General features: G+C 30.4%; 24 protein-coding genes and 1 tRNA gene. 12 read left to right on the forward strand and 13 right to left on the reverse strand.

The genetic code is table 11. The features are described from left to right. Nucleotides 1-11: 11 nt before the first annotated feature. The 5 genes from L8T90_RS04675 to L8T90_RS04695 all read right to left on the reverse strand — a co-directional run bounded on the left by L8T90_RS04675 (nucleotide 12) and on the right by L8T90_RS04695 (nucleotide 3012). Nucleotides 12-317 carry a hypothetical protein gene (locus L8T90_RS04675; protein ID WP_257937862.1) on the reverse strand — a complete coding sequence of 102 codons (306 nt, stop codon included), beginning with the start codon at nucleotides 315-317 and terminating at the stop codon, nucleotides 12-14. 73 nt (nucleotides 318-390) lie between these two features. Beyond that, a complete protein-coding gene (locus L8T90_RS04680) occupies nucleotides 391-2085 on the reverse strand; it encodes a DUF3944 domain-containing protein (protein WP_263736871.1) in 1695 nt (564 codons plus the stop codon). A gap of 48 nt (nucleotides 2086-2133) precedes the next feature. Next, complete coding sequence (locus L8T90_RS04685) at nucleotides 2134-2355, reverse strand: hypothetical protein (protein ID WP_263736872.1); 222 nt, start codon at nucleotides 2353-2355, stop codon at nucleotides 2134-2136. A gap of 77 nt (nucleotides 2356-2432) precedes the next feature. After that, nucleotides 2433-2627, reverse strand: coding sequence for a hypothetical protein (locus L8T90_RS04690; RefSeq protein ID WP_263736873.1), 195 nt, complete (start codon nucleotides 2625-2627; stop codon nucleotides 2433-2435). A 28-nt stretch (nucleotides 2628-2655) separates the two neighbouring features. Then, nucleotides 2656-3012, reverse strand: coding sequence for a hypothetical protein (locus L8T90_RS04695; protein ID WP_214118490.1), 357 nt, complete (start codon nucleotides 3010-3012; stop codon nucleotides 2656-2658). 193 nt (nucleotides 3013-3205) lie between these two features. Between L8T90_RS04695 and L8T90_RS04700 the strand changes: the two genes are divergently transcribed. Beyond that, complete coding sequence (locus tag L8T90_RS04700; protein ID WP_263736874.1) at nucleotides 3206-3421, forward strand: hypothetical protein; 216 nt, start codon at nucleotides 3206-3208, stop codon at nucleotides 3419-3421. 2 nt (nucleotides 3422-3423) lie between these two features. On the opposite strand, the gene L8T90_RS04705 is transcribed toward L8T90_RS04700, so the two are convergent. Continuing rightward, nucleotides 3424-4524, reverse strand: coding sequence for an HP0729 family protein (locus L8T90_RS04705; RefSeq protein WP_263736875.1), 1101 nt, complete (start codon nucleotides 4522-4524; stop codon nucleotides 3424-3426). 142 nt (nucleotides 4525-4666) lie between these two features. Between L8T90_RS04705 and rpmI the strand changes: the two genes are divergently transcribed. The 3 genes from rpmI (at nucleotide 4667) to L8T90_RS04720 (ending at nucleotide 6196) form a co-directional block, all read left to right on the forward strand. Beyond that, nucleotides 4667-4858 carry a 50S ribosomal protein L35 gene (gene rpmI, locus L8T90_RS04710; protein WP_039617094.1) on the forward strand — a complete coding sequence of 64 codons (192 nt, stop codon included), beginning with the start codon at nucleotides 4667-4669 and terminating at the stop codon, nucleotides 4856-4858. Nucleotides 4859-4956: 98 nt separating this feature from the next. Further along, a complete protein-coding gene (gene rplT / locus L8T90_RS04715; RefSeq protein ID WP_039617097.1) occupies nucleotides 4957-5310 on the forward strand; it encodes a 50S ribosomal protein L20 in 354 nt (117 codons plus the stop codon). A gap of 4 nt (nucleotides 5311-5314) precedes the next feature. Continuing rightward, nucleotides 5315-6196, forward strand: coding sequence for a DNA ligase (locus L8T90_RS04720; RefSeq protein ID WP_263736876.1), 882 nt, complete (start codon nucleotides 5315-5317; stop codon nucleotides 6194-6196). Nucleotides 6197-6205: 9 nt separating this feature from the next. On the opposite strand, the gene L8T90_RS04725 is transcribed toward L8T90_RS04720, so the two are convergent. Genes L8T90_RS04725 through L8T90_RS04735 form a run of 3 tightly spaced genes read right to left on the reverse strand, consistent with a single transcriptional unit; the run spans nucleotide 6206 to nucleotide 8590 of the window. Continuing rightward, nucleotides 6206-7015 carry a zinc ABC transporter, integral membrane protein gene (locus L8T90_RS04725; RefSeq protein WP_039625059.1) on the reverse strand — a complete coding sequence of 270 codons (810 nt, stop codon included), beginning with the start codon at nucleotides 7013-7015 and terminating at the stop codon, nucleotides 6206-6208. Next, on the reverse strand, nucleotides 7008-7757 hold the full coding sequence (locus tag L8T90_RS04730; RefSeq protein WP_263706981.1) for a metal ABC transporter ATP-binding protein: 750 nt from the start codon (nucleotides 7755-7757) through the stop codon (nucleotides 7008-7010). The genes L8T90_RS04725 and L8T90_RS04730 overlap by 8 nt, the downstream gene beginning before the upstream one ends. Next, nucleotides 7754-8590 carry a metal ABC transporter solute-binding protein, Zn/Mn family gene (locus tag L8T90_RS04735; RefSeq protein ID WP_263706979.1) on the reverse strand — a complete coding sequence of 279 codons (837 nt, stop codon included), beginning with the start codon at nucleotides 8588-8590 and terminating at the stop codon, nucleotides 7754-7756. Before L8T90_RS04735 ends, L8T90_RS04730 begins: the two co-directional genes overlap by 4 nt. A 60-nt stretch (nucleotides 8591-8650) precedes the next feature. Between L8T90_RS04735 and L8T90_RS04740 the strand changes: the two genes are divergently transcribed. After that, nucleotides 8651-9349 (forward strand): class I SAM-dependent methyltransferase, encoded by a 699-nt coding sequence (locus tag L8T90_RS04740; RefSeq protein ID WP_263706978.1) that lies wholly within the window; start codon nucleotides 8651-8653, stop codon nucleotides 9347-9349. A 9-nt stretch (nucleotides 9350-9358) separates the two neighbouring features. Here the strand turns inward: L8T90_RS04740 and pyrC are convergent, their stop codons facing one another. Genes pyrC through L8T90_RS04760 form a run of 4 tightly spaced genes read right to left on the reverse strand, consistent with a single transcriptional unit; the run spans nucleotide 9359 to nucleotide 12478 of the window. Further along, nucleotides 9359-10351: a dihydroorotase gene (gene pyrC, locus L8T90_RS04745; protein ID WP_263706977.1), complete on the reverse strand. Its 993-nt coding sequence runs from the start codon at nucleotides 10349-10351 to the stop codon at nucleotides 9359-9361. A gap of 8 nt (nucleotides 10352-10359) precedes the next feature. Beyond that, nucleotides 10360-10590 (reverse strand): helix-turn-helix domain-containing protein, encoded by a 231-nt coding sequence (locus tag L8T90_RS04750; protein ID WP_039617109.1) that lies wholly within the window; start codon nucleotides 10588-10590, stop codon nucleotides 10360-10362. Continuing rightward, the gene (locus L8T90_RS04755) at nucleotides 10575-10946 is read right to left on the reverse strand and encodes a diacylglycerol kinase (RefSeq protein ID WP_087699066.1); all 372 of its coding nucleotides are present in this window, start codon (nucleotides 10944-10946) and stop codon (nucleotides 10575-10577) included. Before L8T90_RS04755 ends, L8T90_RS04750 begins: the two co-directional genes overlap by 16 nt. Next, a complete protein-coding gene (locus L8T90_RS04760) occupies nucleotides 10946-12478 on the reverse strand; it encodes a phosphoethanolamine transferase (protein WP_263736877.1) in 1533 nt (510 codons plus the stop codon). Before L8T90_RS04760 ends, L8T90_RS04755 begins: the two co-directional genes overlap by 1 nt. 98 nt (nucleotides 12479-12576) lie before the next feature. On the opposite strand from L8T90_RS04760, the gene L8T90_RS04765 reads away from it, so the two are divergent. From L8T90_RS04765 to dcuC, 7 genes are all read left to right on the forward strand, one after another. Beyond that, the gene (locus L8T90_RS04765; RefSeq protein ID WP_263706975.1) at nucleotides 12577-13335 is read left to right on the forward strand and encodes an exodeoxyribonuclease III; all 759 of its coding nucleotides are present in this window, start codon (nucleotides 12577-12579) and stop codon (nucleotides 13333-13335) included. Nucleotides 13336-13404: 69 nt separating this feature from the next. Continuing rightward, nucleotides 13405-13479 (forward strand) — tRNA-Glu (locus tag L8T90_RS04770). A 210-nt stretch (nucleotides 13480-13689) separates the two neighbouring features. Beyond that, nucleotides 13690-14304: a BspA family leucine-rich repeat surface protein gene (locus tag L8T90_RS04775; protein ID WP_263663709.1), complete on the forward strand. Its 615-nt coding sequence runs from the start codon at nucleotides 13690-13692 to the stop codon at nucleotides 14302-14304. A 131-nt stretch (nucleotides 14305-14435) separates the two neighbouring features. Beyond that, the gene (locus tag L8T90_RS04780) at nucleotides 14436-16715 is read left to right on the forward strand and encodes an anaerobic ribonucleoside triphosphate reductase (protein ID WP_263706973.1); all 2280 of its coding nucleotides are present in this window, start codon (nucleotides 14436-14438) and stop codon (nucleotides 16713-16715) included. Next, nucleotides 16687-17196, forward strand: a complete 510-nt coding sequence (gene nrdG, locus L8T90_RS04785; protein ID WP_263706972.1) for an anaerobic ribonucleoside-triphosphate reductase activating protein — start codon at nucleotides 16687-16689, stop codon at nucleotides 17194-17196. The genes L8T90_RS04780 and nrdG overlap by 29 nt, the downstream gene beginning before the upstream one ends. Before the next feature lie 67 nt (nucleotides 17197-17263). Then, on the forward strand, nucleotides 17264-17917 hold the full coding sequence (gene sodB / locus L8T90_RS04790; RefSeq protein WP_263706970.1) for a superoxide dismutase [Fe]: 654 nt from the start codon (nucleotides 17264-17266) through the stop codon (nucleotides 17915-17917). A 59-nt stretch (nucleotides 17918-17976) separates the two neighbouring features. Then, complete coding sequence (dcuC, locus tag L8T90_RS04795; RefSeq protein ID WP_263682886.1) at nucleotides 17977-19350, forward strand: C4-dicarboxylate transporter DcuC; 1374 nt, start codon at nucleotides 17977-17979, stop codon at nucleotides 19348-19350. The last annotated feature ends 133 nt before the right edge of the window (nucleotides 19351-19483 follow it).

The following is a 19483-nucleotide window of genomic DNA, read 5'->3' on the forward strand; positions in this document are numbered from 1 at the left end:
ACCTTTTTTGTTTATTTTAGCAAATCTTTGATGTTTTGTTTGATTGTTTTTGGATCGTTTTCATAAGTGGCTAAAAGCTCTTGAATAAGCTTTAAAAAATCATTAAAATCATCAGGATTTTCTTTTTTAAATTTAAGCACTCTATCTAGGATGATAAAAGCAGCTTCTGTTTTGTCATTTTCTTTTTCATAAAGCTCTTTTAGCTCTAAAGCAAGTTTAGTGTAAGTATAAGCTTGCTTTGGCTTTGAGATGATATTAAAGATGTTTGATTTATAGCTAAAAAGCAATGAAAAAAGTTGAGGTAGTTTGTTTAGCATGGTATGACTTTCTTTTAAAATATTAAACTTGTAAATTTAAGTGCTAATCTAAATATTTAGACTAGCAAAATTGTTATTTTTTTGAACTTTTGAAAATGTCAAATATTTCCTTGCTAAAATTAATGTCAAATATTTCCTTGCTAAAATTTTTGAATTTTTGAAATTGCTCACTTTTTATAAAATCAATAAAATCTTTTGCTATTTCTACGCCTTTTACAGCATATTCTTTGAGCGTTTCTATAAAAGAATTTCCTATTTTTTCATTGTAGTTTTCAATGTTATCATTGTCTTGAAAATTTGTTTCATTTTGTGATTTATATTTTAAATAAACAAATCTTTTTTCTGTAGGTGTTTTATCAATGATATATGCTAACAATTTTTTAAGATTGTATGATTTTTGTTTTTTCTTTGTTTTATCGGTGTATCCTGCTGCATAGTATATTATGTCAACATTTATTTTAGTATCATCATGAATTCTTTTTTTAATGATTTCCACATCTTCGTTTAGTTTTTCTATTAGTTCTCTGCTAGGTTGATTTTTTTCATAATCAAAAGAATTTGGTATATCTGAAGCTTTATCACATTTATTAATAGCAATCAATATTCTTTTTTTGTCTTTTAATGTAGGCATAATGGTATCTTTAATTAGATTATAAAAAGTACCTAAATCTCTAAGATTTGCACCGTTTAAAGTGATTAAAACAAGATCAATTTCTTCATCGCCTTTTTTTTTCAATAATTCTTCGATTTGATTTTTATATATTTTATCGTTTTCTTCACTATCTCCAAAACCAGGCGAATCATAGATTGTTAAATTGTCTAGTTTAAAATCTTTAACTTCTTTAGTTTCTGGCTTAGCTGTTGTTCCGATTTCTATATCAAGTTCTTTTCCCTCATATTCAAATAGTGCTTTTATAGTAGAGCTTTTACCAGCACCAGTGGGACCAGCTATTAAAATGTTTAATTTTTGATCAAATAGCTCATTAATACTATATTTTTTACCATCTTTTATTTTTTCTTTTAGCTGTTCTTTTTTCTCTTTGCTTTTTTCTAATTCTTGTTTTTCTAAAAGATAATGTTGTCTTAGATGTATTATATGAAATACAGCTGGTATTGTAACTCTAAAGGCTGTTCCGGCTATGTCATTGAGTGTCCAAAGACCAGTTATAGTCATGCCAATAGGACCTAAAAAACTAGCTCCAGCTCTTTGAGCGACAGCACCTGCAGTAAATTTAAGTATAGATTGATTAATTGCTTTTATTAGCATTTGCGAAATACCAAACATTAAAACTAAACTCGAATTCACTTCTGTATATTTTAAAATAACATCTTTAGAGTAATTAGTGATATCTTTTAAGTCCAAAGATTGTGAAAGCTCTTTTAATTCTTCTGGAGATAGTTTTTCAATGGATTTTTTGAAAGTATCTTTTAAAATTTTTTCTTCTATTTCTAAGATTGTATCATCTTTATTAAAATTTATTTTTAATTTTTCAGCAACATCTTGCAGAATTTCTTTATATAAAATACCACTATCTCGGAATTTATTAGCAATAGTATTACCGCCAAATTTTTGCAATTCTTCCATTATGGCTTCTATGTATTTTTCATGTTGTGGATAATGCTTTTTATAAAGTTCATTTTTGGTTAATTCCTCTGTATATCTTGGTTTACCATCATCATCATGGGTAAGAGTTTTTACCAAATCGTTTAAAACTTCATCATTTAATTCTCTTAAAAATTCCAAATCTTTGTCATATTTATATGCCATCTTTTTCCTTTCAATTTTGAATTTATTTTTTATTGTATCTAAATTTGCTTAAGTTTTATTGTTTTTAATGATCCTTGCAAGCACCATTATACCTGCTAAAATTAGCACATAAGACACCGCTACATTTGTAATTCCGTATTTTTCTATTAAAAATAAACTTGGTAATATAACACACCACACTACAAATATAAGTAAAGCCCAAAAGGCTCCGCAAACTATAACCCATATAGCAGTAGCTATCATGACTATAATGCCAATTACAACCGCCATAAATAACTCCTTTTGTTTTGATTTACAAAAGGAATTATATTTTAGCTTTATGACAGGTTGTGTCGTAAGTTAAGACATTATCTTTTAAAAGCACTTAGTATGGCGCTAAATGCCATTTCTAAGGCGTTTGCATTTTTTCTTTGGAGAGGTTCTTTACATTTTGGACAAGAAAAAATTTCACCACTAAAAGACATAACATCAGATTTTGGAACTATCACTTTAGAATACCCGCATTTTTTACATACTTTTTTAAACGGCATAGGGCGTATCATTAATTTCCTTTTTTTGTTTTGTGAGCTGTTAAAAATTATCCATTTTTTGCTCTTTTATTTCACTTGGATTTGTGTTTTCAAAAATCTCTTTTATGCTAGCACATGTTTGCTCGTATTTTTCTTTGAGTTCAGGGTTGTTTTCTATGGCTTCTTTTCCGCCAAATAAATCTGAAACAACCAAAGGCTCGTTGAAAAATTTATCATCCACCGCATCAACTACATTATAAACTTTTTCAGCAGCTTGCCCAAGCATTTCACATGCTATGTCTTTTGGATCATCAGTCCAGTATGCATTTTCTTCTTTGGTTTTGTCATACCATTTTTTTAATCCATATCCAGTTGCAGCTAAAGCAACTCCACCTAAAATAAAACCCAATTTTCCCATAAATAATTCCTTTTGTTTTGATTTACAAAAGGAATTATATTTTAGCTTTATGACAGGTTGTGTCATGACACAAGCTGACATGAGAAATTTGTATCATTTTAAAAAAAGAAAGGATTTAAAATGGTAATAGTCGCGCTTTTATGCATGGTAGCAATGGTGTTTTTACATATTAGTTTGTTTTTGATGTTTTTTTATGTTTGCTATGTTTGTATTTGGTATTTGTGTTGTGTATGGAGTTGTTGAGTTTATAGGCGGGGATGTTTTGGCAAGTTTATCAATGGTAGTTTTGTTTTTATGGGGAATTTATATGTATAAAAATGAAAAAGAGAAAGTATTTATCTATGGTTTATGCACATGTGGTTTTGTGGGGTTGGTGGTATCAGCACTTCTTGATAAACAAGTGTTATGATGTTATAACACCTGTTTATCGTCTAATCTTTGCTTTTGTATTAAAATTCCTTTTAAAATGCTAAAAGTATCTATACCTAAAATGAGATTTCTTAACTTTTTAGTTTGCTCTAGTGAGGGAATTTTTTCATGCACTGCTACATTTCTTATATCTTGTAAAGTATTTATATGTTTAGAAAGTTCATAAATGATAAAATTTTTACATTTTATTTCAAGTAAGTCTTGAATTTGTTTATTGATAAGTAAAAACTTCATCGTGCCTATGTTTGGTTTATGTTTAAAAAAATCATTTAATGTATAAGCATTTTGTTGCACACTATAGCTTATGTTTTTTATGCTTTCATCTTTTTGGTAAAGTTGCAAAAATACTTTTTTACAAAAATCATAAATTTCATATTCTAAGGTTTTAGAGTATTTAACGATGATAGAAGTAAAATCATACAAAGGATCTTGTTTGTTTTCATCAAATTCCATTTCAGCGCATATTATATTGCTAATGCTATCAGGGTGTAAAAGGTGAAAAAGTTCATTTCCAAAGATGTATTTTTTAAAAATATCTTGAATTTTTAGATACTCTTGACTTTTATAAACGTTTAAATAATATTTTGTTTCATCTAAAAAATAATCAATCTCGTTTTTTTGCTTGATGATTAAAGGATATATATAAGAATTTCCATAAATAGCATAAGAGTTGTTTTTATAATTTGGTGTGGTAAAATTTGATAGATAATGATTTTTAACAGTTGTAAAATCTTCACGAACTAATTCTCTTAAATCTTCTATGATAAAATATTGCTCGATGTTAAAATTCTTTTCTTTATAATAACTTGGCAATAAATTCTCATCATCTAAACTTTTACTTACCTTTATGACCTTTGCTACAAATAAATTCGCATAATCACTTAAAAAAAGTTGCAAAGGACTATCTTTACTAGTGCTAGTATAAATTTCATCTAGGTCTTTTTCAAAAGAATTGTTTTGATCGTTGATTTTTGATTTTACTTTGGCAAAAGCAACTTGGCCTTTATCATGTAAAATTTGTAAATGCTCTTTGATGACATTATCTTGATAGTAAGGATTATAAAGGATTAAAAGATTGTTCATGGTTTTCCTTGAAAATGTTTGATTTTGGTATTTTACTTAATTTTAAAGAAAAATTCTTAAGAAATGAATTTAATTTTTCTAAAGCATAGTTGTAGTAAAATGATAGCTTTCTTTTATGAAAAAATTGATCCAAAGGATACACATGCCAAAAATGAAAAGCGTTAAAAGTGCTGTTAAACGCTTCAAAGTAGGTAAAAATAAAATCAAAAGAGGCGCTGCTTATAGAAGCCACATTTTGACTAAAAAACCTGCTAAAAGAATGCGTGATCTTCGCACTTCTAAGTATGTTCACTCAACCAATGTTAAAGCGGTTGAAAAAATGTTAGGAATTTAAGCTCGCTTAAATTTAGTTTTTGACGAAAGTCATTCAAACTCCCCTTATTTTAAAGGGCAAGATTCGTTTAACGAACGCCAATTTGTGAAAGGATAAATATGGCAAGAGTAAAAACTGGTGTTGTAAGACGCCGCAGACATAAAAAAGTTTTAAAACTTGCGCGTGGTTTTTATAGTGGTCGCCGCAAACACTTTAGAAAAGCTAAAGAACAATTAGAAAGAAGTTTGGTTTATGCGTATCGTGATAGACGCCGCAAAAAACGTGATTTCCGTCGTCTTTGGATAGTACGTATCAATGCAGCTTGCAGACTAAATGATATTAGTTATTCAAGATTTATAAATGGTCTTAAAAAAGCAGGCATTGAGCTTGATAGAAAAATCTTAGCTGATTTAGCGATGAATGACGCAGCTGCTTTTGCTAAAATAGCAGATGCTGCTAAAAAAGCACTTTAATCTTATGACAAGGCTTTTTATAAGCCTTGTTTTTCTCTTTACTCTCTTTTTAAATCCTCTTTTTGCAAAAGATATTTTACTTTTTAAAGTTTATGATGAAAAAGCATTTAAAGATATAAATTTAAGCCATTATCTCATGAGCGAAAAACTCGATGGCGTAAGAGGGCTTTGGAGTGGTAAGTCTATGCAAACAAGAGCAGGAAATGCCATAAAACTTCCTTTATTTTTCACAAAAAACTTTCCTAAATTTGAGTTAGATGGAGAACTTTGGATAAAAAGAGCTTCTTTTGAAGAAATTTCATCTTTAATACGCCAAGAAAATCCTGATGAAAAGCTTTGGCAAAAAGTAAGTTATAATGTCTTTGATGTGCCAAATGCTTGTGAGGAATTTAAACTTGATCCTTGTACTTTAGAAGCAAGATTAGAGATTTTAAAAAAGTATTTGGCTAAAAATCCAAATGATTTTATAAAAATCATCCCACAAATTCGCGTTAAAGATAAAAATCATTTAAAGCAATTTTACCAAGATATCATTTCGCATAAAGGCGAGGGCGTGATCATAAGATTAAACAACGCACCTTATGAAAAGAAAAGATCAAGCAATGCTTTTAAACTAAAACCTTTTGATGATACAGAATGTGTTGTAAAAAAGCATTTAGAAGGTAAAGGAAAATTTGAAGGTAAAATGGGATCTTTACTTTGTGAAGCAGTGATTGAGGGTAAAAAAGTAAGTTTTAAAATAGGCTCAGGTTTTAAAGAAAGCGATCGCTTAAACCCTCCGCCAGTTGGTGCTATCATCACTTTTAAATACAATGGCTTAACCAAAAATGGCAAGCCAAAATTTGCTAGTTTTTTAAGAGTGCATGAAAATAGCATTTTAAAGTAAAAGTAAATTTCAACTTTTCTTTAAAAAAGCACTAAAACAAAGATAAAGCACAAAAGCTATACAAGCACTTGCTATAATACAAGCTCCACTTGCAAGATTATAATAAAAACTCACAAAAAGCCCTATCACGCAAAAACTTATGCTCAAAAGTGTAGAGATGATCATCATTTGACCAAGCTTTTTAGAAAAACTCTCAGCGATAAATGCAGGTATGCTAAGTAAAGCTATCACAAGTATAAGTCCTACTACTTTGATACTTATAACGATACAAAAAGCCATCATCGCGATTAAAAGATAGTGAAAAAGATTGGTTTTAACCCCTCTTAAGCTTGCAAATTCTTTATCAAAGCTTAGAATTTCAAATTGACGATAAAAAAGCAATACTAAAATGATAAAAATCACATCAATCACTGCAAATAAAACTATATCTTGTGTAGGTACAGACAAAATACTACCAAATAAATACCCCATTAAATCACCATTATACCCAGGGGTTAAGTCTATGAGTATGATACCAACAGCCATTCCAAAAGCCCATATAACACCGACTATATTGTCACTTCTAAAAGGATATTTTTGTACTAAAAACGCTACAAGCAAGGCTAAAAAAAGAGTAAATAAACTCGTGCTAACAAGTACTGGTAAACCAAAATAAAATGCTATACCTATACCCCCAAAAGCCCCATGTGTAATGCCTCCTGCCATAGAACTTAAGCGGTTGATCATGATCAAAGTCCCCATAATCCCACAAGCAATGCTAGTTAAAAATGCAGCCAAAAAAGCATTTTGTATAAAAGAGCTAGATAAAAGTTCAAGCATGGTTTTTTCCTTCACAGCAACACTGCTCCAAGCTAAGCTCCACATCACAAAAATGCGTGTGATTTTGGCTTAAATGCGCTAGTAAATGTGCCTTTTTTTCAGGGGTGTTTTCATGCAAGAATAATTCTTTATTTAAATACGCGATTTTATTTGCATAAGCTAAGCTTACATTTAAATCATGGCATATTACTATCACGCCAACCCCGCTTTCGTGTAATTTTTTCAAAAGCTCAAAAATCTGCACAGAGCCTTTAGTATCTATACTTGCAGTAGGCTCATCAAGGATTAAAAGTTTGCATTCACTTGCTAGAGCTCTTGCTATATAAACTCTTTGTCTTTGACCTCCACTTAGTTCGTTGATTTTTTTATCCCAAAAATTTCTCATACCTACTTTTTCTAAGGCTAGCAAGGCTTGCTCTTGATCTTTTTTGGTATAAAAACCAAAGAATTTTTTATCCACCCTTCCCATCATCACCACTTCTAGCACGCGTACTGGAAAGTTTGGATTAGCTAAAGTATTTTGTGGGACATAACCTATATCTTTTAAACTTAAGTTTTCAAAGTTTATGTTTTTATGGCTATTTAGTAAGCCTAGTATGAGTTTTAAAAGTGTAGATTTGCCCCCGCCATTTGGCCCTACTATGGCTAAAAAGTCTTTGTTTTCATAGTTTAGGTTGATATTTTTTAAAACCTCATCTTGATTATATGAAAAGTTTAAATTTTTAATATTGATTTTTATCATTGTAAAACGCTTGCTATATTTTTTGCATCTTTTAAAAGCTCATTTTTATAATCACTTGGCAAATGATCAAGTTCTATGATTTTAAGATTATAATTACTTGCCATAGCTTTAATGGTATTGTTATTAGCTCCTTTTGGTACAAAAATAGCTTTTATTTGCTCTTTTTGTATGAGTTTTGCAAGCTTAGCTAAGTCTTTTGGTTTAGGTTCTTTTCCTTCTATTTCAACAGGAATTTGGCTTAGATGATATCTTTTGGCAAAATACCCCCAAGATGGATGATAGACTAAAAAGTGCTTGTTTTTTGCATTTTTAAATAAAGCTTGTATTTGTAAATTTAATGCATCCATTTCTTTTAAGAAATTTTCTAAATTTTGCTCATAAAATGCTTTATTTTTCGGGTATTGTTCTATAAGTGCTAAAGTGATATTTTTAGCATGAGTTTTTGCTAAAAGTGGATCAAGCCATGTGTGAGGGTCATCTCCATGATGATGGTGTCCTTCATGTGCATGCTCTTGCAAAGGTATAAAATCAATACCATTTTGAGTAGAGATGATTTTGGTATTTTTGAGATTATCTTTAAGTTTTAAAATCCAAATTTTTTCAAATTCTAAATTTGCTGTGAAGTAAATATCGCTTTTTTCAAGTTTTAAAATACCACTTGGTTTAAATTCGAAAGTATGCTCATTTGCATTAGGTGGTATGACTATATTAATATCTAAAGTATCTTTGGCAATTTGCTTTACAAAGTAAGCTTGTGGAGCTATACTAACACTTACCAAATCTTTGGCATATATACTTAAAAATGAAATCAAACACAAAAACAATACACGCATAATTTTCCTTTCTAAAAACAAAAAAATATTATACTATATTAGAAAAAATAAGGAGTGAAGATGAATTTATGGAATAAAAAAGCAAAAAGCTACGCAAGGTATAATCCTAGTTTAAACGAAATTCAAAAAGCTACTTTCTCAAGACTTGGATCTTTACAAGATAAAAGCGTGGTAGATATAGGCTGTGGGAGTGGTGTTTGGACTTTGCATTTAGCACAAAAAGCAAAAAGTATTTTGGGTGTAGATAGCTCTAGTGCTATGCTTGAAATTTTACAAGAAGATGCAAAAACTCATGCTATATCAAATGTAAAAACTTTAAATTTAGATTTTGAAAACTTTTATAAAAACAATAACACGAAATTTGACTTAGCCTTTTTAAGTATGTCTCCTGCTTTGCAAAATGAAAAAGACTATAAAGCTTTTTTAAGCTTAGCTTCTAAAAAGGTGTATTTAGGCTGGGCAAGTAGGCGTAAAAGTAGCTTTTTAGATCCTATATTTGAGCATTTTAATACGCATTTTAAAGGTTTTTATGAAAGTGACTTACAAAGTTTTTTAAATGCGCAAAATATCCCTTATGAGTATGAAGTTTTTAACGAAACTAGAGTGGTAAAAAGAGATAAAGAAAGTGCGATAGAAAATGCTTTGTGGCATTTGAGTATGAATGGTGTTAATGCAAATAAACAAGAGTTAGAAAGCTTTGTAAAAGATGAGGTAGAAGAGCTTATAGAAGCTAAGATAAAACTTCTGATTATTAATTAAATTTCAAGGCTAAATAACCTTGAAATTTAAAGTTTTTCCTGCCATAAATGGCACTACATCACCGTATTTTTGCGCTACTTGCCATTCTTGTTTTTCTAAAGTGATGATTTTATCTTTTTCAAATTTAAGATTATGAATTTTACAAGCATTATCTGAAATAAATTTTTGTAAATTTGCTTCATTTGAGTGTTTTTCAAAAAGTTCAGCCAATACAGGTAAAATCACTGGCGCACTAAATACACCAGCTGCGCACCCACAGCATTCTTTAGTGTGTAATGGATGAGGTGCACTATCGCTTCCAAACATAGCCTTTTCATAACCGCTAAAAGCAAGCTCACATAAAGCATCTTTGTCTTCATAGCGTTTTGCAATAGGCTTGCAAAATAAATGCGGATCCATCTTACCGCCCACTACATCATCAAGCGTTATCATCAAATGGTGTAAAGTGATAGTTGCGTATAAATTTTCATAATCTTCTAACAAATCACATGAAACCTTAGTGGTAATATGCTCCATTACGATTTTTAATTTTGGAAAGTTTTTAGCTAATTTTTCATAAATTTTAGCAAAATTTGCTTCTCTATCCATTACAAAATCATTTGTTTCTCCATGCACAAGCAAAGGCAGTCCAAGCTCACTCATAGCATTTAATGTGGGTTTTAACTTTTCTATATCAAAGCTTGAAATTCCATTATCTGAGTTGGTAGTGATACCTGCAGGATAAAGTTTTATGGCAAAAAGCTCATCTTTGATTTTTTCTAAAAATTGCTCATCATAGTCTTTAAAAAATAAAGTCATCAAAGGCGTAAAATCTTCATTTTTACACGCTTTTAAAATGCGTTCTTTATAAGATTTTAATGCATTTGTTTCGGTAAGTGGGGTGATTAAATTTGGCATGATAACCCCTGCTTTAAAGTCTTTTGCGCTAAATGGAGCTACAAGTTCAAGCATGCTTTCATCGCGTAAATGTAAATGCATATCCAAAGGGTTTTTAAGTGTCATTTTATCTCCTATTTGAGTTTATATAAGCCGTTTTTGAGTTTTTCAAGCAAAGCTTTTTCTTCTAAAAATTTAAAAGTAGAAATGATGGTTGGTTTGCTGATGTTTAGTTGTTTAGAAAGTTCTTCTATGTTTGCAAAGACAAAGCCATCTTCATTAGCATGAAGGGCTAAAAATTCTAAAATTTCAAAGCGTTTTTTACCAAAGATTTTTGCGCATAGCGTTTTTACTTTATCATCCATTCTCTAACCAAATCAAAAAGAATAAAACTCCAAGTAATTATAGCTAAAACCACGCTAAAAAACACCCCAGCACTCGCACAATCTTTTGCTTTTTTAGCTAAGATGTGAAATTCGCTCGTGCAAAGATCCACGCAAGCTTCTATAGCAGAATTTAGCGCTTCTACAATTAAAATTAGTACCAAAACAAATACAAGCACAAAATGCTCTAAAAAACTCACAGGTAAAAATAAGCTTGCAAAAATCAAAGGTAAAATAATGGCAAATTCTATCCTAAAAGCCATTTCATCTTGGAGTAAAAATTTAATTCCACTAAAGGCATAGCTTGCATTTTTAAATAAAGAATATTTCGGCTTCATTAAGGATTTTCCTTTAAATTTTTGCTAAATATATCATAATTTGCCTCATATTCTTTGCTATTTACACCAAAATACCCCAGTAAGCTTGAAAAAAGATTATCTTGAGAAAGTTTATAGTCTTTTTTGCTTTGTAAATCTTGGCTTAATTTGCTATCTTTACTCCAAAATATCATCGGTATGTGTTTTTGATCTTTTGGCGCTATTAAATAAGGCATACCATGAAGATAAATTCCATTTTCACCTAAACTCTCCCCATGATCTGATAAATAAAGTAAAGAAGCTTCTTTGGTAGGATTTTGCTTAAGCATATCTATAAGGCTTTTTATAATAAAGTCTGTATAAAGTAAAGTATTATCATAGGTGTTGATGATTTGTTCGTGTGAGCAGGTATTTAGCTCGTTTGTATCACATGTTGGCATAAATTTTTTAAATGCATTTGGATAGCGTTTGTAGTAAGTTGGCCCATGTGAGCCTTGTAAATGTACAACGATGATTTTATTTGAATTTGCATTTTCAAGTTCTTGTTTTACAAGTTCAAGTAAGCTTTCATCATAGTCTTTTGCAATGAGTTTGTGTTTTATACGATCGCAATTTCCTTTACAACCCCCTGAATTATTACCAAACCAAACACTTTGTATTCCAACCTTTTGCAAGATATCTAAAACATTTTCTTCGTATAATCCATCTTCAAAATTTACTCTTTTGTGTCTTGAAAACATACAAGGCAAACTTCTTGCAGTAGCCGTTCCACATGAGCTTACATCGTTAAAATACACTAAATTTGGCTCATTTTTGGTATAAAAATTCGTATCATTTGTACTATATCCACCTAAAGAATAATTACTCGCTCTAGCAGTTTCACCTATGACTAAAATCATAAGCTTAGTTGTATTGGTATCTTTTAAACTTGCATCATTTGAAATGATAGTTAGTTCTTTTTTACCTGCTAGCTTTTTCTTTGTAAATTCTATGCTTGAGTATATTGGGTAAAATGGCAAATTATACATTCTAACGATATTGTGTGATCTTAAAAAAGGCAAAAGTATTTTTGAGCTAAGAGCCACTAAAGCAAAGCAAAACACCAAAGAAGTCAAAAATAATACACTTTTTTTGAAAAAATATCTTTGATAATCAATCTTAGTAAAAATCACAAGCAAACTAGGAAAAATCACAAAGACTAAAATATACAAAGCAAAGGAAAAATTAAAATAAGAAAAAAATTCCCTATTGTCTGTTTCAACGACATTTTGTATCATATGATCATCGATTAAAACCCCATAATTGCTAACAAAATAACTACAAATAGCACAAGTGCTAAGTAAAAATATGCTTAAAATTTTGGTGATATAGGGAAAATATACCAAAGATAAAACACCCAAAACCAAGAAAAAATAAATTCCAAAAAACACACTAAAAAGCATAGTGTTTTGATCTATCTTTTCATATACAAACTCAAACAACGGGAAATTAAACGCCATGATAAAAATCGTATTAAGCAGGGTAAATTTTGTCCATGAAAGTTTTAGGTGCATTTTTTTCCTTTGGAATAAAATAAAAACTTAGTCTATTTGAATAAAATTAATAAATCGCATATAAAATAGCAACAAAAGAAGATTGGTAAAGGTATTTTATGAAATTATTATCATGGAATGTAAATGGCCTAAGGGCAATTTGTGATAAAAACGCACTGGATTGGATTGAAAAAGAAGAAATCGATTTTATAGGTTTTCAAGAAATCAAAGCACACGAGGATAAATTTCCAAAAAGAATTTATGAATATCCTTTTAAACATATGTATTCAAATAGTGCTAAAAGAGCAGGGTATTCTGGTGTAATGAGTTTGTGTAATTTTGATAGTGAAGTCAAAAAATGTGAATTTTTTGATGATGATGAGGGTAGGGTTTTAGAACATAGTTTCAAAAATGTAGTTTTGTTTAATATTTACTTTCCAAATGGTCAAAAAGATGAAGAGCGTTTAAACTTTAAAATGAAATTTTATAATGATTTTTTAGTGTATTTAGATAAGCTTTTAAAAGAAGGTAAAGAAATTATTATCTGTGGAGATGTAAATACTGCTCACCGTGAGATAGATTTAACTCATCCAAAAGCTAATGAAAAAACTTCAGGCTTTTTGCCGATTGAGCGTGCTTGGATAGATGATTTATTAAAATTAGGCTTTGTAGATACTTTTAGACATATAAATGGTGATATTAAAGAAAAGTATTCGTGGTGGAGTTATAGAATGAAAGCAAGAGAAAGAAATGTAGGCTGGAGGATTGATTATTTTTTCATTTCTAATGGCTTAAAAGATAAGCTCAAAAATGCCTTTATAAGAGATGATATTTTTGGTTCAGACCATGCTCCTGTAGGGATAGAAATAGATATTTAAGGCATTTTTTGATGTCTTAAATAATTATTAAGTAAAAATTGCTATAATTTTGTCTTCAAACTGCAAATTGGCCCATTCGTCTAGCGGTTAGGACATCGCCCTTTCACGGCGGTAACACGAGTTCGAGTCTCGTATGGGTCACCACTCTATATTTTTCTCCACAGTATTATTTTTTTCATTTTTTATCAAAATTCATCTATTTATTTATAATTATTTATTATTTTGTAAATATATGTTTATATTAAGTTAATTTTAAATTAATAATTATTAATATTCCAAATCTTTTGTTTAATTTCATTAAATTTATATTGACTTCACACTTGTTTTTTAAAATATACAAAAAGGAGGGACAAAATGTATAAAGTTAAAAACAAAAATGAGTTGATGAATTTGGTGCACAATGAAAGAATTTCTCTAAGAGATATTGATGTTTCTTTGATAGAAGATTTTTCATTCGTTTTTTATTGTTCTACTAGAAAAGATTTTTTGGGTATTGAGCGTTGGGATGTATCTAAGGCTAAAGATATGTCTTATATGTTTTATTGTTGTGAAAGTTTTAATGCAGACTTATCACGCTGGGATGTTTCAAATGTCGAGAATATGGCAAGTATGTTTTTTAACTGCAAAAATTTCAACAAAGACTTATCAAAGTGGAATACACAAAATTTAAAAGATATGTCTTATATGTTTTTTAATTGTGTTAAATTTAATCATTCTTTATTGCACTGGAAAACCTCTAATGTAATCAGAATGGCACATTGTTTTGAAAACTGCCATGCGTATGAGCATAATGTGGCAAGCTGGGATGTGCAAAATGTAATTACCATGGCCTATCTTTTCCATAATTGTAAAAATTTTCACCACGAGCTAGATGAGTGGAATATCCAAAGAGATTGTAATACTGATAAAATGTTTGGAAATCGTGGTATTGATAAACTTTATGCTGTAAAAGGCGTGGAGTTAAAATAATCAAATTCACACATTTTTTGTGTGAATTTTTCTTTTATTTCTTTAAGTTTTTCATCAAGTTTTTGTACTAAACTTATCTTTTAAAAGTGCTATTTTATAGTGCTTAGAGATTATTTTTTAGGAAAATTTCCATGAGAATAAAATTTATTATAAAAAGAGATAAAAGCCAAGTTGCATTTGATATTTTTAAAATCAAAAATGCTATTTTCAAAGCCAATATAAATTCCACAGATGAAAAATTAAATAATGATTTTTTAGATAAACTTTGCGATGAGGTTGTAGCTTTACTGGATGAAAAACACATACAAGTAGAACAAATTCAAGATAAAGTTGAAGAAGTTTTAATCAAAAATGCCTTAGTCAATACTGCAAAATCTTATATTTTATATCGCCAAAAAAGAGCACAAATTCGCAATGGTAGCTATGATTTGCTAAGTTTATATGATGATTTAACTTTTAAAGATTCTAAAGAAGCTGACTTAAAAAGAGAAAATGCAAATATTAATTCAGATAGCGCTATGGGTATGATGTTAAAATATGGCTCAGAAGGCGCAAAATACTATGTAGATGAGTGTATTTTACCAAAACATATCGCAAATGCACACAAAAACGGCGATATACACATACACGATAAAGACTTTTATATGCTAACACAAACTTGCTGTCAAATAGACTTATTAAAGCTTTTTGAAAATGGTTTTAGCACAGGACATGGAAGCTTGCGTGAGCCAAATGATATCAGATCTTATGCTTCTTTAGCTTGCATTGCCTTGCAGGCTAATCAAAATGAAATGCATGGAGGCCAGTCTATACCCAATTTTGATTTTGCTATGGCAAAAGGCGTGGCAAAGACTTTTCAAAAAGAGTATAAAAAGGCTATAAATGCTTTTTTTGAAATAAAATTAGAACAAAGTTTAGATGAGCAATGCTTTAAAAATGCTAATTTTCAAGCTTTTAGCGAAAAAGAATGCTTCAAAGAGCTTTTAAGGCTTGATTTAAATAGTGATGAGAATTTTTTAAAGCAAGCAAATGCTTATGCTTATAAAAGAGCATTAAAGCAAACCCAAGATGCGACTTTTCAAGCTATGGAGGCTTTAGTGCATAATCTTAATACTATGAATTCAAGAGCAGGAGCCCAAGTGCCTTTTAGCACGCTAAATTATGGCACCGATATATCTTTTGAAGGGCAAATGGTGATAGAAAATTTACTCAAAGCCACGATGAAAGGCTTAGGAAATGGCGAAACACCAATTTTCCCTGTGCAAATTTTTAAAGTAAAAGAGGGTGTTAATTATAATGAAAAAGACCCAAACTACAAGCTTTTTAAGCTTGCTATAGAATGTGCTTCTAAAAGACTTTTTCCAAATTTTAGCTTTTTAGATGCAAGTTTTAACGCAAAATATTATAAAAAGGGCGATTATAATAGTGAAGTAGCTTATATGGGTTGTAGAACTAGGGTTATGGCAAATGTTTATGATGAGAGTAAAGAAATCACAAGCGGTAGGGGAAATTTAAGCTTTACCAGTATAAACCTTGTGCGTTTAGCTATAGAAGCTAAAGGAAATTTAGAGCTTTTTTACTCACTTTTAAAAGAAAAATTAGAGCTTGTGTATGAGCAATTACTTCATAGATATAAAATTCAAAGTCTAAAAAAGATTAAAAATTTCCCATTTTTAATGGGCGAGGGAATTTGGATAGATTCAGATACTTTAAAAGAAAATGATAGCGTAGAAAAAATCATAGCACATGGGACTTTGGCTATAGGTTATATAGGACTTTGTGAGAGTTTAATAGCTTTGATAGGTTCTCATCATGGACAAAGCCAAGAAGCAAGAGAACTTGGCTTACAAATCGTGCGTTTTATGCGTGAATTTGTCGATGAAAAAGCACTCAAAGATAAGCTTAATTTTTCACTCATAGCTACCCCGGCTGAAGGCTTAAGTGGAAGATTTTTAAAGCTAGATCAAAAAAAATACGGCATTTTAAAAGGCATAACCGATAAAGATTTTTATACCAATTCTTTTCATATTCCTGTAGATTTTCCTATTAGCATATATGAAAAAATTCAAATAGAAGCCCCATATCATGAGCTAAATAATGGCGGGCATATTACTTATGTGGAATTAAACGGCGATGTGAGTAAGAATTTAGAAAGTTTTGAACGCATTATAAAATGTATGAAAGAAAGCAATATAGGTTATGGCTCGATTAATTTCCCGCTAGATAGGGATCCAGTGTGTGGTTATAGTGGTGTGATAGATGAGTTTTGTCCAAAGTGCCATAGAAAAGAAGATGATATTAAATTTGAACGCATAAGAAGAATCACAGGCTATTTAGTAGGAACGCTTGATCGTTTTAATGACGCTAAAAAAGCTGAAGTTCATGCAAGAATTAAACACGATTTTTCTTAGATTAGCTGGTGTTATAAAAGAATCCATAGTCGATGGCTATGGTTTGCGTTATGTGATTTTTACTCAAGGTTGCCCTCATCATTGCAAAGGCTGTCATAACCCACAAACGCACGATTTTAACAAAGGATATTTGCAAGATTTAGCGAGTTTATATGATGAGATTTGTAAAAATCCTTTGCTTCAAGGTGTTACTTTTAGTGGTGGAGAGCCTTTTATGCAAGCAAAAAATTTAAGCATTCTAGCAAAACACATTAAGGCTTTAGGGCTTGATCTTACCATATATACAGGCTTTACTTATGAAGAGTTATTAGAAGAAAAATCAAAAAAAGAATTGCTTATCTTAGCTGATGTTTTGATAGATGGGAAGTTTATTTTAGAGCAAAAAGACTTATCTTTAAAATTTAAAGGTAGTAAAAATCAACGCATTATCGATGTAGCAAAAAGCTTAGAGCAAGGCAAAGTAATACTTTTTGAAAAATAAAGACTCATTTAGTCTTTTTTAATTTAACTATGTTAGAATATCCATAAATTTAAAAAAGGAGAACAATATGTTTGAATTAAGAAAACTACCTTATGAAGCAGACGCTTTTGGAGACTTTTTAAGTGCAGAAACTTTTGCATTTCATCATGGCAAACACCATCAAACTTATGTAAATAACCTAAACAATCTTATCAAAGATACTGAATTTGCGGGAAAAGATTTAGTTTATATCATACAAAACTCAAATGGTGGAGTTTTTAACAACGCTGCTCAAGTGTATAATCATGACTTTTATTTTGATTGCATTAAGCCAAAAACATGCTGTGGCTGTGGCTGTTCTTTGAGTGCTGAGTTTAAAGCAGCAGTTGAAAAAGACTTTGGCTCTATGGAAAATTTAAAAGAAGAGTTTATTAAAGGAGCTACAGGGGTATTTGGTTCTGGTTGGTTCTGGTTAGTTTATAACACTCAAAATCAAAAATTAGAATTAGTAGCTACAAGCAATGCTGCTACACCTATCACTGAAGGTAAAGTTCCGCTTTTAGTAGTTGATGTATGGGAGCATGCTTACTATGTAGATCACCGCAATGCGCGCCCTGCGTATTTAGAAAAATTCTACGCGCACATTAACTGGGAATTTGTAGCAAAAGCTTATGAATGGGCTATTAAAGAAGGCATGAACTCAGTAAGCTTTTATGCAAATGAACTTCACCCTGTAAAATAATCAAGTTTTTTTAAGAAAAACCCCGTAAAATAGACTAAATACAAAAATTAGGAGATTTTATGGAGGTTTTTCTTTCTGTCGTGGCTACTTTATTTTGTGTATTTTTAGTAGCCTATTTTATTCTTAAAAAATACAATCCTATCTTTACTTTTTTTCTCTCAGGTATTATTATCTTAATCATCATTTCTTTAGCGACTGGTGAGTCTGTGCTAAAACAAAGCTTAGGAAATCCTGTTTTTGATGTCTTTGGTTTTGTAACTCAAACTTTTAAGACAAATTTAGCTGGTGTGGGGCTTATTATAATGTCTGTTGCAGGTTTTGCAGCTTATATGAAGCACATTAATGCTTCGGCAAAGTTAGCTTTTGTAGCAAATAAACCACTAGGCAAGATTAAAAATAAATACCTAGTTTTAAGTGGAACTTTTGTAGTGGGTATGGCTTTAAAAATAGTTATTTCAAGTTACACAGGATTGTTACTTTTATTGCTTGCTTCGATTTATCCTGTTTTAATCGCCATAGGAATTCGTCCTATCACTGCTGTATCGGTTTTATCATTAATTGCACTTGATTATGGTCCTAAAGATGGAAATTCTATAAATTTAGCAGATATGGTAGGTATTGAAAATGTTGTTGCTATGTTTTTTGAATACCAAATTTATCCTGTTATAGCTTATGTTGTTGTGATAGCTTTGCTTATTCCGTTTTATTATAGTTATATGGATAAAAAAGACTTAGCAAAAGGCGTTGTGGATAATATCGAACATATGGAAATAAAAAACCCAAATTGTCCTTTATTTTATATTTTCTTGCCTTGGCTTCCTATAGTGTTTTTATTTGGTGCTTATTTTGCAAATTTATATGGATATAAAGTGAAGCTAGATGTGGTGAGCGCCAATTTTTTAAGTATAAGTTTGGTTTTTATTTTAGAGTATGCTAGACATAAAGACGCAAAAAAACTTGCAGATGATTTGATGGTGATACTAAAAGCTATGGCAGAAATTTTTGTAAGTGTTGTTTGTATTATCATTGCAGCTTCTATTTTTGCAGAAGGTATTAAAGCGTTAAAAGGTATAGAACATTTAGCCTTAGCAGTTTCTTCTATGGGAGCTTCTGCTGTGTTGCTTACTATTATAGTTTTAAGCTTTATTGTGTATTTTGCAAGTGTGATTATGGGTAGTGGGATTGCTGCTTTTAATGCTTTTGGAAGACTTGCTCCAGATATTGCTCAAAAACTAGGGATTAATCCTATCTCGCTAGCTTTGCCACTTGAGATTGCTTCTTGTTTGGGGCGTGCTGCCTCGCCGATATCGGGTGGAATTTTAGCCTTAGCAGGCTTTGCAAAATTAGATCCTATAGCCATTGTTAAAAGATCTACTCCTATGTTGCTTGTAGGAATGGCTTTAAATATCCTAATAGCTTGGTATTTTGCATAAATTTAGAGTGATGGCCTTTAGGCTATTACTCTAGTATGTTTGTATGAAAATTTATGCAAATTTAAGAGATTTTACAAAAGATAAATAAGCCTAATGTCTTTTAAATTCATCTATCAAAAAAACCATAAATTAT

The organism is Campylobacter sp. RKI_CA19_01121 (assembly GCF_025771295.1).
Taxonomy (GTDB): Bacteria; Campylobacterota; Campylobacteria; order Campylobacterales; family Campylobacteraceae; genus Campylobacter_D.

What these genes read in the sequence shown, in the direction of transcription:
- L8T90_RS04675 (WP_257937862.1), bottom strand. Translation starts at nt 317, where the DNA reads ATGCTAAACAAACTACCTCAACTTTTTTCATTGCTTTTTAGCTATAAA.
- L8T90_RS04680 (WP_263736871.1), bottom strand. Translation starts at nt 2,085, where the DNA reads ATGGCATATAAATATGACAAAGATTTGGAATTTTTAAGAGAATTAAAT.
- L8T90_RS04685 (WP_263736872.1), bottom strand. Translation starts at nt 2,355, where the DNA reads ATGGCGGTTGTAATTGGCATTATAGTCATGATAGCTACTGCTATATGG.
- L8T90_RS04690 (WP_263736873.1), bottom strand. Translation starts at nt 2,627, where the DNA reads ATGATACGCCCTATGCCGTTTAAAAAAGTATGTAAAAAATGCGGGTAT.
- L8T90_RS04695 (WP_214118490.1), bottom strand. Translation starts at nt 3,012, where the DNA reads ATGGGAAAATTGGGTTTTATTTTAGGTGGAGTTGCTTTAGCTGCAACT.
- L8T90_RS04700 (WP_263736874.1), top strand. Translation starts at nt 3,206, where the DNA reads ATGTTTGCTATGTTTGTATTTGGTATTTGTGTTGTGTATGGAGTTGTT.
- L8T90_RS04705 (WP_263736875.1), bottom strand. Translation starts at nt 4,524, where the DNA reads ATGAACAATCTTTTAATCCTTTATAATCCTTACTATCAAGATAATGTC.
- rpmI (WP_039617094.1), top strand. Translation starts at nt 4,667, where the DNA reads ATGCCAAAAATGAAAAGCGTTAAAAGTGCTGTTAAACGCTTCAAAGTA.
- rplT (WP_039617097.1), top strand. Translation starts at nt 4,957, where the DNA reads ATGGCAAGAGTAAAAACTGGTGTTGTAAGACGCCGCAGACATAAAAAA.
- L8T90_RS04720 (WP_263736876.1), top strand. Translation starts at nt 5,315, where the DNA reads ATGACAAGGCTTTTTATAAGCCTTGTTTTTCTCTTTACTCTCTTTTTA.
- L8T90_RS04725 (WP_039625059.1), bottom strand. Translation starts at nt 7,015, where the DNA reads ATGCTTGAACTTTTATCTAGCTCTTTTATACAAAATGCTTTTTTGGCT.
- L8T90_RS04730 (WP_263706981.1), bottom strand. Translation starts at nt 7,757, where the DNA reads ATGATAAAAATCAATATTAAAAATTTAAACTTTTCATATAATCAAGAT.
- L8T90_RS04735 (WP_263706979.1), bottom strand. Translation starts at nt 8,590, where the DNA reads ATGCGTGTATTGTTTTTGTGTTTGATTTCATTTTTAAGTATATATGCC.
- L8T90_RS04740 (WP_263706978.1), top strand. Translation starts at nt 8,651, where the DNA reads ATGAATTTATGGAATAAAAAAGCAAAAAGCTACGCAAGGTATAATCCT.
- pyrC (WP_263706977.1), bottom strand. Translation starts at nt 10,351, where the DNA reads ATGACACTTAAAAACCCTTTGGATATGCATTTACATTTACGCGATGAA.
- L8T90_RS04750 (WP_039617109.1), bottom strand. Translation starts at nt 10,590, where the DNA reads ATGGATGATAAAGTAAAAACGCTATGCGCAAAAATCTTTGGTAAAAAA.
- L8T90_RS04755 (WP_087699066.1), bottom strand. Translation starts at nt 10,946, where the DNA reads ATGAAGCCGAAATATTCTTTATTTAAAAATGCAAGCTATGCCTTTAGT.
- L8T90_RS04760 (WP_263736877.1), bottom strand. Translation starts at nt 12,478, where the DNA reads ATGCACCTAAAACTTTCATGGACAAAATTTACCCTGCTTAATACGATT.
- L8T90_RS04765 (WP_263706975.1), top strand. Translation starts at nt 12,577, where the DNA reads ATGAAATTATTATCATGGAATGTAAATGGCCTAAGGGCAATTTGTGAT.
- L8T90_RS04775 (WP_263663709.1), top strand. Translation starts at nt 13,690, where the DNA reads ATGTATAAAGTTAAAAACAAAAATGAGTTGATGAATTTGGTGCACAAT.
- L8T90_RS04780 (WP_263706973.1), top strand. Translation starts at nt 14,436, where the DNA reads ATGAGAATAAAATTTATTATAAAAAGAGATAAAAGCCAAGTTGCATTT.
- nrdG (WP_263706972.1), top strand. Translation starts at nt 16,687, where the DNA reads ATGCAAGAATTAAACACGATTTTTCTTAGATTAGCTGGTGTTATAAAA.
- sodB (WP_263706970.1), top strand. Translation starts at nt 17,264, where the DNA reads ATGTTTGAATTAAGAAAACTACCTTATGAAGCAGACGCTTTTGGAGAC.
- dcuC (WP_263682886.1), top strand. Translation starts at nt 17,977, where the DNA reads ATGGAGGTTTTTCTTTCTGTCGTGGCTACTTTATTTTGTGTATTTTTA.